The organism is Mucilaginibacter sp. UYCu711, from assembly GCF_050433825.1.
Classification (GTDB): Bacteria; Bacteroidota; Bacteroidia; order Sphingobacteriales; family Sphingobacteriaceae; genus Mucilaginibacter.
This window is the reverse complement of the sequence record NZ_JBNPWM010000011.1, coordinates 107,407-119,879: the sequence shown is the minus strand read 5'-3', so window position 1 is coordinate 119,879 and position 12,473 is coordinate 107,407. Positions and strand designations below refer to the sequence as shown.

General features: G+C 46.4%; 13 protein-coding genes. 6 read left to right on the top strand and 7 right to left on the bottom strand.

Going from position 1 to position 12,473, the window contains the following annotated elements; genetic code table 11:
- Positions 1–21: 21 nt before the first annotated feature.
- The 5 genes from ABIB50_RS21790 to ABIB50_RS21770 all read right to left on the bottom strand — a co-directional run bounded on the left by ABIB50_RS21790 (position 22) and on the right by ABIB50_RS21770 (position 6,447).
- A complete protein-coding gene (locus tag ABIB50_RS21790; RefSeq protein ID WP_429383272.1) occupies positions 22–1,728 on the bottom strand; it encodes a sialate O-acetylesterase in 1,707 nt (568 codons plus the stop codon).
- Positions 1,729–1,781: 53 nt separating this feature from the next.
- Positions 1,782–2,921 carry a GH92 family glycosyl hydrolase gene (locus tag ABIB50_RS21785; RefSeq protein ID WP_429383270.1) on the bottom strand — a complete coding sequence of 380 codons (1,140 nt, stop codon included), beginning with the start codon at positions 2,919–2,921 and terminating at the stop codon, positions 1,782–1,784.
- Positions 2,891–4,075 (bottom strand): glycoside hydrolase domain-containing protein, encoded by a 1,185-nt coding sequence (locus ABIB50_RS21780; RefSeq protein ID WP_429383268.1) that lies wholly within the window; start codon positions 4,073–4,075, stop codon positions 2,891–2,893. The genes ABIB50_RS21785 and ABIB50_RS21780 overlap by 31 nt, the downstream gene beginning before the upstream one ends.
- Before the next feature lie 227 nt (positions 4,076–4,302).
- Complete coding sequence (gene rpiA, locus ABIB50_RS21775; protein ID WP_429383266.1) at positions 4,303–4,995, bottom strand: ribose 5-phosphate isomerase A; 693 nt, start codon at positions 4,993–4,995, stop codon at positions 4,303–4,305.
- 282 nt (positions 4,996–5,277) lie between these two features.
- On the bottom strand, positions 5,278–6,447 hold the full coding sequence (locus tag ABIB50_RS21770; RefSeq protein WP_429383264.1) for an MFS transporter: 1,170 nt from the start codon (positions 6,445–6,447) through the stop codon (positions 5,278–5,280).
- A gap of 140 nt (positions 6,448–6,587) precedes the next feature.
- Here ABIB50_RS21770 and ABIB50_RS21765 point away from each other — a divergent pair, with 140 nt between their 5' ends.
- From ABIB50_RS21765 to ABIB50_RS21740, 6 genes are all read left to right on the top strand, one after another.
- Positions 6,588–6,974 carry a VOC family protein gene (locus ABIB50_RS21765; protein WP_429383262.1) on the top strand — a complete coding sequence of 129 codons (387 nt, stop codon included), beginning with the start codon at positions 6,588–6,590 and terminating at the stop codon, positions 6,972–6,974.
- 72 nt (positions 6,975–7,046) lie between these two features.
- A complete protein-coding gene (locus ABIB50_RS21760) occupies positions 7,047–7,412 on the top strand; it encodes a DUF2200 domain-containing protein (protein WP_429383260.1) in 366 nt (121 codons plus the stop codon).
- Between the two features lie 86 nt (positions 7,413–7,498).
- Positions 7,499–7,954: a VOC family protein gene (locus tag ABIB50_RS21755; RefSeq protein ID WP_429383259.1), complete on the top strand. Its 456-nt coding sequence runs from the start codon at positions 7,499–7,501 to the stop codon at positions 7,952–7,954.
- A gap of 125 nt (positions 7,955–8,079) precedes the next feature.
- On the top strand, positions 8,080–8,559 hold the full coding sequence (locus tag ABIB50_RS21750) for a transposase (protein ID WP_429383257.1): 480 nt from the start codon (positions 8,080–8,082) through the stop codon (positions 8,557–8,559).
- Between the two features lie 52 nt (positions 8,560–8,611).
- Complete coding sequence (locus ABIB50_RS21745; RefSeq protein WP_429383255.1) at positions 8,612–9,403, top strand: carbon-nitrogen hydrolase family protein; 792 nt, start codon at positions 8,612–8,614, stop codon at positions 9,401–9,403.
- 118 nt (positions 9,404–9,521) lie between these two features.
- Positions 9,522–10,094 carry a transposase gene (locus tag ABIB50_RS21740; protein WP_429383253.1) on the top strand — a complete coding sequence of 191 codons (573 nt, stop codon included), beginning with the start codon at positions 9,522–9,524 and terminating at the stop codon, positions 10,092–10,094.
- A 74-nt stretch (positions 10,095–10,168) separates the two neighbouring features.
- On the opposite strand, the gene ABIB50_RS21735 is transcribed toward ABIB50_RS21740, so the two are convergent.
- Together ABIB50_RS21735 and ABIB50_RS21730 are read right to left on the bottom strand one after the other, a co-directional pair.
- Positions 10,169–11,170 (bottom strand): hypothetical protein, encoded by a 1,002-nt coding sequence (locus ABIB50_RS21735; RefSeq protein WP_429383251.1) that lies wholly within the window; start codon positions 11,168–11,170, stop codon positions 10,169–10,171.
- Between the two features lie 33 nt (positions 11,171–11,203).
- Positions 11,204–12,397, bottom strand: coding sequence for an aminotransferase class V-fold PLP-dependent enzyme (locus ABIB50_RS21730; RefSeq protein ID WP_429383250.1), 1,194 nt, complete (start codon positions 12,395–12,397; stop codon positions 11,204–11,206).
- Positions 12,398–12,473: the final 76 nt, after the last annotated feature.

Below are 12,473 nucleotides of genomic sequence, written 5' to 3'. Positions count from 1 at the left end.
CCTTCAGGGGGGGTTAGGGGCTCACATCGCCGACCAATCATCCGTCCTGAACGGTCTTGCAGGCAGGCCATCTTTATTATATAAGTTTCCCGGCGGATTATCGGCCCAGTTGTATCTTACCGCTTCGGGATTGGCAACTGCGTCTGCGCTAACTACAATAGTGTTGCCGTTGATCACCGCTTTTGCCCATACAAACTTATGGTCGGCACCGGCAATGCCGAAGCCTTTTAGCTCGGCACCCTCGGCAAAGACCACTTCATCGCCAATTAGGCTCCCTGCTGTAAGCCCCTGGCGGATCTCATTAAAGCTGATGAAGATCTTGTTGCCATCAACCTTCATCGATCTGTATATCGGGCCGGAGGCTATTACGTTTTGACCATAGATCTGTTTTTGGGCAACTAAGGCCAGCCGGTTGGCGGGCACCAGTTTATTTGTGGGGTGGATGTCCAGTGCCTCACCGGCATCTGTGATAACCGCCATTCCGGTATTAGCCAAAGCCAATGTTTTCTCCTGAGCCTCGCGCACCCACGGCCAGTTATTTTCGGATGGGGTAACCGCCGCGCCCCTGAAGTTTGGCAATTGCATATACAGGAACGGAAAATCGCCCTGGCCCCACTCGTGGCGCCAGTTGGCTATCATCAGCGGGAAAAGGTATTTATAATCTACCGCGTCGGCCAGGCCATCGGCATTACTTTCTGCCTGGTACCAGATCACCCCTTTTATGCCGTAACCTGCTATGGGCGCAATGCCCGAATTATAGCAGCCAGTGGGCGTTTGGTAAGTACCCAGCGGATTGCCCGGTGCAATTGGTGCCGGTCGCGATGGTTTAGGACGGACAGGCGCCGGTTGGTTAGATGCCTTCGCGGCCAGTACATCGGCGGTCCATTTTTTGATGACCTCGTTATAAGCCACGCCAACCTCGGCGTTCCATGTTTTTAAACTGTCGATATATAATTTTTGCCTTGCGGGATAGGTGGCGGTAGACGTTTCAAAATTATCAACCAATTTTTGGTGGGCCTCCGCATATTTAGCGGTGTGCGGGTCGGCCGCCAGCGCTTCGGCGGTCATCCAGGCCTGCGCCGGTGTGCCCCCTTTATAAGTGGCTATCATGCCAACAGGTACGTTGGTTGATAGCCTGATCTGCGTAGCGAAATAATAGCCCACTGCCGAAAACCCGTGCCAGGCAAATTGCGGTGTTGCCAATACCTCGGGCGAGCAAACTACCCAGCGCGCATTTTGCGACGCCAGCGAAGCTGCAGGCATATCATACAACGGCTGTAACGACAATACCATCGGCACATAAAAAAAGTGGATCTGCTGATCGGTTGCATTAGCGATAGCATCTTTTCCATGCTTTTCTGTCTGGATGCCAAACTCCATGTTAGACTGGCCCGACGCTACCCATACCTCGCCTATTAAAATATTGGTAAAGTTCAACGTTTCGGCGCCGTGTGTAAGCTTCAGCTGGTAGGGCCCGCCTGCTTTATACGACCCCATTTTTATTGCCCATTTACCATCGCCGCCGGTGGTTGTTTTATAGGTTTTACCCATAAACTCAACGCTTATTTTTTCGCCGGCATCGGCAAAGCCATAAATGGGTACACGCATACCGCGTTGCAAAACCATGTTATCGCCAAATATGGGCGACAGGTAAAATTTAGCTGTAGCGATATTGCTGCATAACAGCAATACCAAAACATATTTAAACGCAGACAAGATAGTTCTCATAATTTATGAAGATAGGAAAGGCTCCCGGATAACCGGAAGCCTTTAATTTGTTATTAATTAGTAGTAGCTGCCGACATTGATGGCGGCGCATCAGCAGGGGCGCTACCCCAGCTTTTGTTTGGGCGCGGGCCCATTACCAGGGTTAGCCTGCCGCCTTTTATAATATCATCATTCATCATCCACGCTTTATTTAAAGGCTTGCCATTTAACACCGCCGACTGGATATATTTATTTTTTGCCGACACGTTTTTAGCTTCTACAACAAAGGTTTTGCCGCTACCAACGTTAATGGTGGTCTCGTCAAAAACAGGGCTGCCAATGTCAAATACGGGCCTGCCCGGGCATTGCGGATAGAAGCCCATTGCATTAAACACATACCAGCTTGAGGTTGCGCCGCCGTCTTCATCGCCGGCTAAGCCTTGCGGGGTAACGTCATACCAAAGCTCCATTAACTGGCGCAGGCGTGCCTGGGTTTTCCATGGCTGGCCCGAGTAGTTATACAGGTATGGGATATGGTAAGCCGGCTCATTGCCCTGCGTATACATACCTACCAAACCCGTCATATCAGGGAACTGGCCCATGAACGCTAATTTATCCATGCTATGGCCTGTAGTGAACAACTCGTCCAGCTTATCGTTAAATTGCTGGCGGCCACCCATCAGGTTAATTAAACCCTGTATATCGTGTTGTACGCTCCAGGTATAAACCCACGAGTTAGTTTCGGCAAAGTAGCCCTCGCCGGCAAACCCGCCCGAGTATTTTGGATCAAACGGCTCAACCCATTTGCCATCGGCAGTTTTAGGGGCCATTAAACCAATAGCTGGTTTAAACAGGTTCTGGTAGTTATGCGCACGTTTCATAAACAGGTTGTAGTCGTCGGTTTTGCCTAAGGCCTGCGCCATTTGGGCAAGGCACCAATCGTCATAGCAATGCTCCAACGTTACCGCTACCGACTGCCTGCGGTGCCAGCCGTCAACCTGCGTAACCCATTCTTTCACCTCTAAGGTTGGTGTCCACCTAACCTGGTAAGGCAGGCGGCTATACATATCTACCGGGGCTTTAGGGTCCACATCTGTACGGATGGGCAGCGCCGGGTAAAATCCTTTATCAAAATAACATTGCTCCAACTCGGTTATACCGGGGGCGCCATCCTTCCAGGGGATCATGGTGCCCTCCATATGGTTTTTGCGCATTCCGGCATGGCCTTCTCCAAATCAAAGCCTCTTAATCCCTTAAGATAAGCTTCCACAATAACCGAGGTAGAGTGGTTACCAATCATGGCGCCCGAGCTGGTTAGCCAGCCGGTAGTTTCGTAAGCTTTTATAAAGTTGTTTATCGCTTTAACAGATTCATCTGGTTTTATCAGGTCCTGCAGGGCATAGGCACTGCGATAGGTATCCCAAACGTTGCCCATGCGTAAGGCGCGGGTGCGGTACAGGGTACTGTAAAATATGGCGCGTTGTTTTTCGCTGCCGCCTTTAATTTTTATCAGGCCAAGCTCGGCGTTCCAGCGGTCCTTTAATTTATTTTTAAGCTGATCGAACGATTGCGCGCCGGTTTCTTTAGCTAAAGCTGATTTGGCAGCGTCAACACTAACCATTGATGTTGCCACCCTTAACTCCAAAGTTTGCGGAGCCATAGCCGGTTTATAATTAAAATATAAACCTATACCGGTGCCGCTTTTAGTTTTGGTGTTTGGGGTAGCTACCTCGCCTTCCCAGCTGCCAAACTCTGATGCAGGCTTCATTAGCTCGGCGTAGAAATATCTTTTTTCAGGATTATCCGTTTGCCTGCGGCCGCGGGCCGTGGTATATCCCTGGAAAACCATATGATTAAGTACCTCTACATTGGCATTGCCCTGCATCGTTAACATCAGGTTGGTAGCCTGGCCAACCGGAACGGTGAACCTAAACACCGCCGCGTTATCGGTCATCGTGTATTCGGTATTGATATCAGGGTCCTCTAATAGCGCCTGGTAATAATATGGCGTTGCAGTCTCCAAATCATGATCAAACTTTGAAGCGTTGGCTTTGGCACCCGGCTTAAACTGGCCCTTGTTAGCCATGATACTGCCTATCCCGATAGGGAAACCATAGATCTTATCGGCAAGGTAAAAATCCTCCATATCCGGGCTAAGCGTTGGCCAGATGCTGATGTTGCCACCCGGCGCTTTTATAACCGGCGATGTGCTGCGGGTTTTAGGATTGATAGAACCGATGTAGAGGTCCACATAATCAACCGGGGTTTTACCTGTTGGTTTTGCGGCTGCTTTAGCAGGGGCTTTTTGTTGTGCAAAGGCAGTGCCGCCCAGCATAAACAATGCTAAAAAGGTATTTTTTAGTTTCATAATAATGGTTTACCGTTAAAAGAATTTTATTGGTTAAAACGTTTGGTATTCAATACTATGAAAATATTGTTATTTATAAAAGCAGGGATGGTAATTGTTTTGATACAAAGGCATGGCTTTTTTGTCATCCCGAAACGTAGTGAGAGATCTTATACATGCGATATTTAGCAAGGCGTCTAAGATTTCTCACTGGTTCCTCGTATCGAAATGACAGGACGTTTAGAGAATTAAGATTTCACAACCGGATATAGTACTTTCACGCCACCCTCACCCGCTATAATAGCCTTCTTAGCAATCCCCAAAAACAACGAATGCTCCACAACGCCGGGTACCATTTTAATGGCGTCCATTTTTTCAAGCGGCCATAGTTCGGCAAAATAAACATCCAGCAGGTAGTTGCCGTTTTCGGTGATGACCGCGCCGTCCTTCTGCGTACTTAGGCGCATGGTAGTTTTTGCCGTTGGGATATTTTTGGCGAGCCATTGCTGTACCAGTTGCAAAGCATTTGGCAATACTTCTAACACCAGCGGATAGGTAGTATCCAAACTTTGTACAGATTTACCTGCATCGCCCAATAAAATAAATTCGTCGGCTAATGATGCCAGGATCTTCTCGGATGTATGGATGCCGCCGCCGCTTTTAAGCGCGTTAAGCTGCGCATCAAACTGGTCGCAGCCATCAAAATAGCTATTCAGTTTGGTCAGATGTTCGGCGGCTTTTAGGTTAAGCCCTTTCTCCTTGATCAGCCCGGCAGTTTTAAATGACGAGGTTGCCAAAGTAAGCGAAGATGCCAGCCCGCTATCTGCAGCCAGCAATTCTATTAAATTAGCTATGGTCGACCCTGCACCCACCCCGATTGTTTGCCCGGGCTTGATAAATTGCAGCGCAGCTTTGGCGGCTTCCATTTTATAGTCTGTCATGGTTAGTTGGTTTGTTTGGATAGCTAATATCTGTTTTAAATATCGGAGTGCAAATAAAAACACGAACAACAGAGGCGTAGCCTCGACCAATTTTGTAGCAACGGGTTTCAACCCGTTGATTATAAAAAACTAAATGATTTAAGAGCCGTAGGTTCGGCACATATAAATGGATCGTGCCGATGGCACTCGACGTGGTGATTGCGATTTGTCAACGGGTTAAAACCCGTTGCTACAATATTTATCGAGCCGATGGCTCTTGAAAAGCGGATTTGAATTTAAACGTCATAATTGCGCTGGCTGCTTATCCCTCAACGCCAACAACCCCAACACCGGCCCCACAGCCAGCAACAAATAAATATATTGTGCATTACCGGGCGTGCGCAAGGCATTAATCAACTGGATGCTGACGATAGTTATACTAAACCCAATACAATTCACGATAGTTAATGATGTGCCTTTTATAGTAATCGGCGCGTTTTGGGCGACGAGGGTTGAGAACAGCGGCGAGTCGGCAATTACAGCCATGCTCCATACAAACATAAAGGTGATGAAGGCCAATGTCGCGTTAGCAAATAATAATAAGGGCGATACCAGGCAGCAGATACAGGAGATGGTTAAAGCTGCTGTCGCGATCTTTTTAGCGCCAAAGCGTTGCGACAGGATCCCGCTGAACACGCAGGCTACGCTGCCGGATGCAATGATCAAAAAAGACAGGAACGGTACGTTAAACGCCGCAGCCGGATAATGATCTTTATAAGCCGATAAGATCACCGGCACAAATACCCAAAACGCGTACAGCTCCCACATATGGCCGAAATATCCGAAAGCCGCCGCCCTAAATTTACTATCGCGAAAGCCGCTTAAAAATCCGGCGAAGTTTAATTTCTGGCCTTGCTTACGGTGCGGTCCGTCGGGTACCAATAGCAACATCGCGCAGCCGCCTAAGGCTGATAAGGCCGAAGTTGAATAGATAACGTATTTCCACGGCAACGCCGCTGTAAGGCTTTTTAAAAGATGCGGGAAAGCGGTGCCCAATACCAATGCCCCTACCAAAAAACCAAGTGATTTACCCAGGCCCTGCTGGTAATGATCGGACACTATTTTCATGCCTACGGGGTAGATCCCCGCAAGGAAAAAACCGGTAACCAGGCGGCACAGCATCAGTGTTGAAGCGTTTATCCCGTCTATGCTTGCGCCAAGGTTTACTGCCGCGGCTATCAGCGCGCAGGTAAAGAAAACTTTAACGGGCGAGAACCTGTCCGCTATACTTAAAATGGCGAAGACGAGCGTGCCGGTAATAAACCCCAGTTGCACGGCGCTGGTTAAATGCGCCAGGTACGCGGGTTCTAAATTTAGCTGCCTGGCAATATCGCCCATAATAGCGTTGCCTGCAAACCAAACCGAGGTGCAAAAAAACTGGGCTATAACAATGGCGGGTAGTATCCTTTTCATTTAGGTAGTGCGTAACAAATATCTATAAAAAAACCAATTATCAGTTTTGGATGTTAATGTCTTAAATACCGCCTGTAATTGGCCGGTATGCCCATTACGACCGATCTTATCAAAAGGTAACTTAGTAAAAAACAAAAATTATGTTTAAGGATTCAAATGCATTCAGCAGTTTTTCGGTAAACGATCTTGATAAAGCCAAAAAGTTTTACAGCGAGGTTTTAGGTTTAAAAGTAAGTGATAACCCAATGGGCATCATCGAAGTACACGTAGCAGGCAGTGCCAATATCATGGTTTATCCAAAACCTAACCACGAGCCGGCCACATTTACCGTACTTAATTTCCCGGTACCCGACCTTGAAAAAGCAGTCGACGCGCTTATAGCCAAAGGAATTGTATTTGAACAATACGACAGCGAATACATGAAAACCGATGCTAAAGGTATTGTGCGCGGCAATGGCCACGGGCCGGATATTGCGTGGTTTAAAGACCCGGCAGGTAATATTTTATCGGTGATTGGCAAAGAGTAGCAAGCAGAACGTCTGCCATTCTTATTTTTCGATATATTTGTATAGCGCAGAATTAGTCATACCTCCAAACACATGAATAATAACGACCTACACAATGAGCGTATGGCCAAAATGATCTTTGGCTCGGTCTATCCTTTGTATCTGACAAAAATAGAGAAGAAAGGCAGAACAAAAGCAGAACTGGATGAAGTGATAACCTGGCTAACAGGGTTCAATGGTGAACAAATACAAGATCACATCGTAAAAAGATCAACTTTTGAAACCTTCTTTCAAAACGCGGCTTTAAACCCCAATGCGCACCTTATTACCGGGCTGATATGTGGTTATCGTATAGAAGAGATCGAAAACCCGTTGACACAAAAAGTGCGGTATTTAGATAAGCTGGTGGATGAGTTGGCGAAGGGAAGGAAAATGGAAAAAATCTTGCGAAGCTTGTAAGCAATACTTAACTCCCCAAAAGGATTTCAAAGGTTTAACGTACATTTACTATTATTCCGTTTTTACAAAGAAAAACAAGTCAAGCCATGATAACACTAAATCCTTACCTGGTTTTTAAAGACAACTGTGAAGAGGCATTTAGCTTTTACAAAACAGTTTTTGGTGGTGAAATTTTATACATGGGGCGTTATAAGGACGTACCGCCCGAGACCAGGCAATTCTTCCCGCTATCTCCTGATGACAAAATCATGCACGCTACCTTGCAAATTAACGCCGAAACCGTTTTAATGGGAAATGATAGTGCGGAAACTTATGAGCTGGCAAAAGGTGCTTTTATCAACAACTTTTTTCTTTATATAAGTACCGGAGATGAGGCAGAGGCTTATCGCATATTTAATGAATTATCAACAGAAGGAACTATAACAATGCCCATAGCCCGAACTTTTTGGAGCACGCATTACGGAATGGTTACGGACAAATTTGGGACCCAGTGGAAGATCACGTTTGACCCGGGGAAGAACAGCACCACAGCTAAGGCATAGTACAGCAATGTGAATTCATTCGCTGATTTTTAATAAATTAGCTACCATGAAAATCGCTTTCCGTCCCCTCAGGGTCTCTCGTAGAGGACCCTGAGGTCCACAATATCATTTTGTATATTTACATAATGGCAACCCGTACCTTACATGACACCACCGAACAAACCTGGTTTGTTACCTTCACTTGTCATAGCTGGATAGCTTTATTTGAAATAGCATCGGCTTATCACATCGTTTATAATTGGTTAGATTTTATTGCAGGTACATACAACATTAATACACTTGCTTTTGTAATCATGCCAAATCACGTCCATCTATTATTGCAGGTAAACGATAGTACGATCAACCTAAATAAAATTATAGGCAACGGTAAGCGTTTTATGGCTTATGCAATAATTCAGCTATTAACAGATCAAAAAAACATGGCTATGCTTTATAAATTAGCTATAGATTGTTCTGAACAAGAAAAAACAAAAGGGCAAAAACATAAAGTGTTTAAATCATCATTTGATGGAAAACCGATTTACAGTATTGATTTTTTATGCCTTGCCTCAGGGTCCTCTACGAGAGACCCTGAGGGGACGAACAGCACCACAGCTAACGCATAGTACAGCAATGCCGGTGTGAATTCATTCGCTGATTTTTAATAAATTAGCTACCATGAAAATCGCCTTAGCTTCTCCTCCGTTCCCAAAATCAATTGATGATGGTTTATACTGGCTCAAAAACCTGGTAAGGGATGCGGCAGACCGGAAGGCTGAGATCATTTGTTTCCCGGAATCGTACATCCCGGGTTACCCGTTGCCCGAGCTGACTATCGAGCAATCATCGCCCGAAAAAATGCAGGATGCGCTTAAACGTGCGGCCGCTATAGCTGCTGAAAGCAATATCGCCATCATACTGCCAATGGACTGGTATACGCCCGATGGGATATTTAACATTGCCCACGTAATTGATAAAAATGGCGCGATCCTGGGCTACCAAACCAAAAACCAGCTGGATCCAACTGAGGATAATATCTGGATCCCCGGCACCGGGCGTAGCCTGTTTGAAGTTAACGGCTTAAAGTTTGGCATTACCATTTGCCATGAAGGGTTCAGGTATCCGGAGACGGTGCGGTGGGCGGCGCGTAAGGATGCGGCTATCGTGTTTCACCCGCATTGCAGCGGCAGCGATGTTGAGGGTACCGAGCTAACCGAATATCGCCATAAAGACAACCCCTACTACGAAAAGGCCATGATGATGCGCGCTATAGAGAATACCATTTACTTCGCCAGCATAAACTATGCCTCGAGATATTCAGAGTCGGCTTCATCAATTATTGGTCCGGATGGTACCTGCCTGGCTTACGAGCCGTACGGACAAACGGGTGTTACCGTAGTTGACATTGATTTGGAGAAAGCAACAGGCTTATTAGCCAAAAGGTTTAAGCCCCAGTTGTATACTAATTAAACTTTACCACCTCGAAGTTTGACGCGGCTATACCGCCCAGCTTTTGCAGATCGTCGTCCCCTCAGGGTCTCTCGTAGAGGACCCTGAGGTCCACAATATCATTTTGTATATTTACATAATGGCAACCCGTACCTTACATGACACCACCGAACAAACCTGGTTTGTTACCTTCACTTGTCATAGCTGGATAGCCCTGTTTGAGATAGCATCAGCCTATGAAATTGTTTATGATTGGCTAAAACTAATTGGAGACAAGTATAATATCAACACATTTGCTTTTGTGATCATGCCAAATCATGTTCACCTGTTGTTACAGTTAAATGATGAAAAAGTAAATTTAAATAAGGTTATAGGTAATGGTAAGCGGTTCATGGCATACGCCATTATCCAACGATTAACCGATCAGAAAAACGTCTCTATGCTTTATAAATTATCGTCGGATTGCTCTGAAAAGGAAAAAGCAAAGGGACAAAAACACAAAGTTTTTGAATCATCATTTGATGGAAAACCGGTTTATAATATTGATTTTTTACATCAAAAACTGAATTACATCCATCATAATCCTGTTGCTGGGAAATGGAATTTCTGTAACGAATTTACTGACTACCCACATAATAGTGCTGCTTTTTATGAATTAGAAGCGCAGCATCCTTTTATCTTAATTAGTGATTACCGGGATTATTGGTATTAATCCGGCATCCTCAGGGTCCTCTACGAGAGACCCTGAGGGGACGACGAAGGATGACGAAGGTTTAAGTACACTAATTAAAACTTCACCACCTCGAAGTTTGAAGCGGCTATGCCGCCCAGCTTTTGCAGATCGTCGTTGTTCCAGCGGTCATCGGGCGCGCCGGTTATGTACATATTGCTGCCGATGTCGGCCAGTATTAAGCCATACTTTTTCATAGCGATCAGGATCACTTTGTTGGTGGCCGAGTAACCGCTGATATCAAAGCTTGCCTTCAGCCTGATCTTGGCGCCAAACGGTAAAGAGTATTGTCCGCCCTTGCTGTTTACACTATGCCTTGCCGGCGCCACATAGGCAGGTTTAACATTTGCCGATTGCAGGGTGAACCGGATGGCATGGTCGATAGTGCCTTTCAAAACTTCCTCGTATCTAACCAGCCCGGGGAAGATAGGCAGTCCCGCCGCGTCGGCAGATGTCCAGCCGTCGGTGCGCAGTTTGTTTGATGCCAGGTCAAATATCGCCCCGCACGATGCCTGCCACTGGCCGTTGGTATAGCTGGCGTTGTACAATTCGTAAAGTAGCTTATTTTCTTTGTCGACCACGATCACATGCGAATCGCCCTGCCCGTTGCCTTCGATTGGTGCATTGGCAGGTATCGGGTACGGACCAGGATCACTTTCATTCCCATAATTACCATCGTAACTATTGGCGCGAAACGTAACAGGAACTTTTGCCTGGCTGCCGCAAACTACGCTATAGGGAATGCCTATCGTCGCGTTATCATATAGCCCTGCACCAAAGTCGGCCTTAAGTTTTGAGGTACTGAAACCGGCGATGATCTGTGTACTGTTTGCATCGGTAGCGGCATTGCTTACGTCAAGGTTCCAGGCGTTGTCAGCCGGAAAAATGGCCATGTTTTCTGCATCGGCCAATTGGGCGGTGCAGGTGCCGCTGTTGCCTGAATTATTGCCTCCGTTAGTGTTGGTATTGGTATTAGTGGGCGTAGTATCAGTCTTTTTTCCGCAAGCGGATAAAGCGACGGCCACCGACACCAGTATAATTACAAAATGCGATCTCATCTAATTATAACGCATTTGAGCCCTCGTTTGTTACTAATTTATCATAGCCTGTAATGCAGCGCATAAAATTTCGATCTCGGCTTCGGTATTGTAATAATGCACCGACGCCCGCACAATACTTACCAAATGGTTCTTTTCCATGTAGATCAATGTCGACTTGGCCAAGGCCACCGATACATTGATATTTTGCTCCAGCAGCTTTGCTTTTACAGTTGGGCTATCAATTTCTTTAACTGAAAAAGTAACAATACCGCATTGCTCGGCACCAAAATCATGTACGGTTACGCCATCGATGGCTGTAAGTTGATGACGCAGTGCATTGGCCAAAAACTGTACGCGCTGCCAACTGCGGTCCACTCCTATTGCCAAGGCATATTCAACGGCTTTACCTAAGCCAAGGGTTAGCGCGCGGCTTTTCTCGTACAGCTCAAAACGGCGCGCATCGGGCCTTAGGTTATAATCTGCCTGGGTTACTTTAGGAGTGCTGAAGCCATCCATAAAGAAAAGCTTAAATTGGTCCTGCACAGCTTTGCGCACATATAAAAACCCGGTGCCGCGCGGCGCACGTAAATACTTACGGCCGGTTACCGATAAGGCGTCACAGCCAATCTCTTCCACATCAATTGGCGCTTGCCCGGCGGTTTGGCAGGCATCAACCAGGTACAGGATATTATGTTTACGGGCGATCTTGCCTATCGCTACAACAGGTATCATCCCGCCGGCGGTAGATGGAATATGTGTAACCGCTATTAGTTTTGTTTTGGGTGATATGGCAGCTTCAAGTTCGGATAAAATTAGGTTGCCGTTCTCATCGTTCGGCACAACTTTTAGTACTACGCCATTATTTTGCTGCACATTAATAAAGCCGATAAGGTTGGTGATATACTCCATCTCGGTAGTGATGATCTCATCGCCGGGCTTAAAATCGATACCATTAAAAACCAATCCCCAGCCGGTGCTGGCATTTTCAACAAGGGCTATTTCATCGCGGTGCGCGTTGAGCAGTTTGGCTATCAGATCGTAGGTGTTTTCAAGCTGATCTTTGTATTTGGCCTCGGTTTCGTAGCCGCCTAAAAGCGCTTCTTCCTTTAAGTAATCAATCACCGTATCAACCACCACATCAGGCGGCAAAGACGTCCCGGCATTGTTAAAGTGGATACGTTGCGCGGTGCCTTTGGTTTGGGCACGCAGTTGTTGTACTTCGTCGTCGGTAAAAGGTATGTTCATGGGCGAGTGGTTTCTTGCCCAAATATCTGCAATTGGGTGCTACTTTTATTTAATGGGGATGTCAAATTCCGCTATC

Coding starts and splice junctions, on each gene's coding strand:
- ABIB50_RS21790 (WP_429383272.1), bottom strand. CDS start 1,728: ATGAGAACTATCTTGTCTGCGTTTAAATATGTTTTGGTATTGCTGTTA.
- ABIB50_RS21785 (WP_429383270.1), bottom strand. CDS start 2,921: ATGCGCAAAAACCATATGGAGGGCACCATGATCCCCTGGAAGGATGGC.
- ABIB50_RS21780 (WP_429383268.1), bottom strand. CDS start 4,075: ATGAAACTAAAAAATACCTTTTTAGCATTGTTTATGCTGGGCGGCACT.
- rpiA (WP_429383266.1), bottom strand. CDS start 4,995: ATGACAGACTATAAAATGGAAGCCGCCAAAGCTGCGCTGCAATTTATC.
- ABIB50_RS21770 (WP_429383264.1), bottom strand. CDS start 6,447: ATGAAAAGGATACTACCCGCCATTGTTATAGCCCAGTTTTTTTGCACC.
- ABIB50_RS21765 (WP_429383262.1), top strand. CDS start 6,588: ATGTTTAAGGATTCAAATGCATTCAGCAGTTTTTCGGTAAACGATCTT.
- ABIB50_RS21760 (WP_429383260.1), top strand. CDS start 7,047: ATGAATAATAACGACCTACACAATGAGCGTATGGCCAAAATGATCTTT.
- ABIB50_RS21755 (WP_429383259.1), top strand. CDS start 7,499: ATGATAACACTAAATCCTTACCTGGTTTTTAAAGACAACTGTGAAGAG.
- ABIB50_RS21750 (WP_429383257.1), top strand. CDS start 8,080: ATGGCAACCCGTACCTTACATGACACCACCGAACAAACCTGGTTTGTT.
- ABIB50_RS21745 (WP_429383255.1), top strand. CDS start 8,612: ATGAAAATCGCCTTAGCTTCTCCTCCGTTCCCAAAATCAATTGATGAT.
- ABIB50_RS21740 (WP_429383253.1), top strand. CDS start 9,522: ATGGCAACCCGTACCTTACATGACACCACCGAACAAACCTGGTTTGTT.
- ABIB50_RS21735 (WP_429383251.1), bottom strand. CDS start 11,170: ATGAGATCGCATTTTGTAATTATACTGGTGTCGGTGGCCGTCGCTTTA.
- ABIB50_RS21730 (WP_429383250.1), bottom strand. CDS start 12,397: ATGAACATACCTTTTACCGACGACGAAGTACAACAACTGCGTGCCCAA.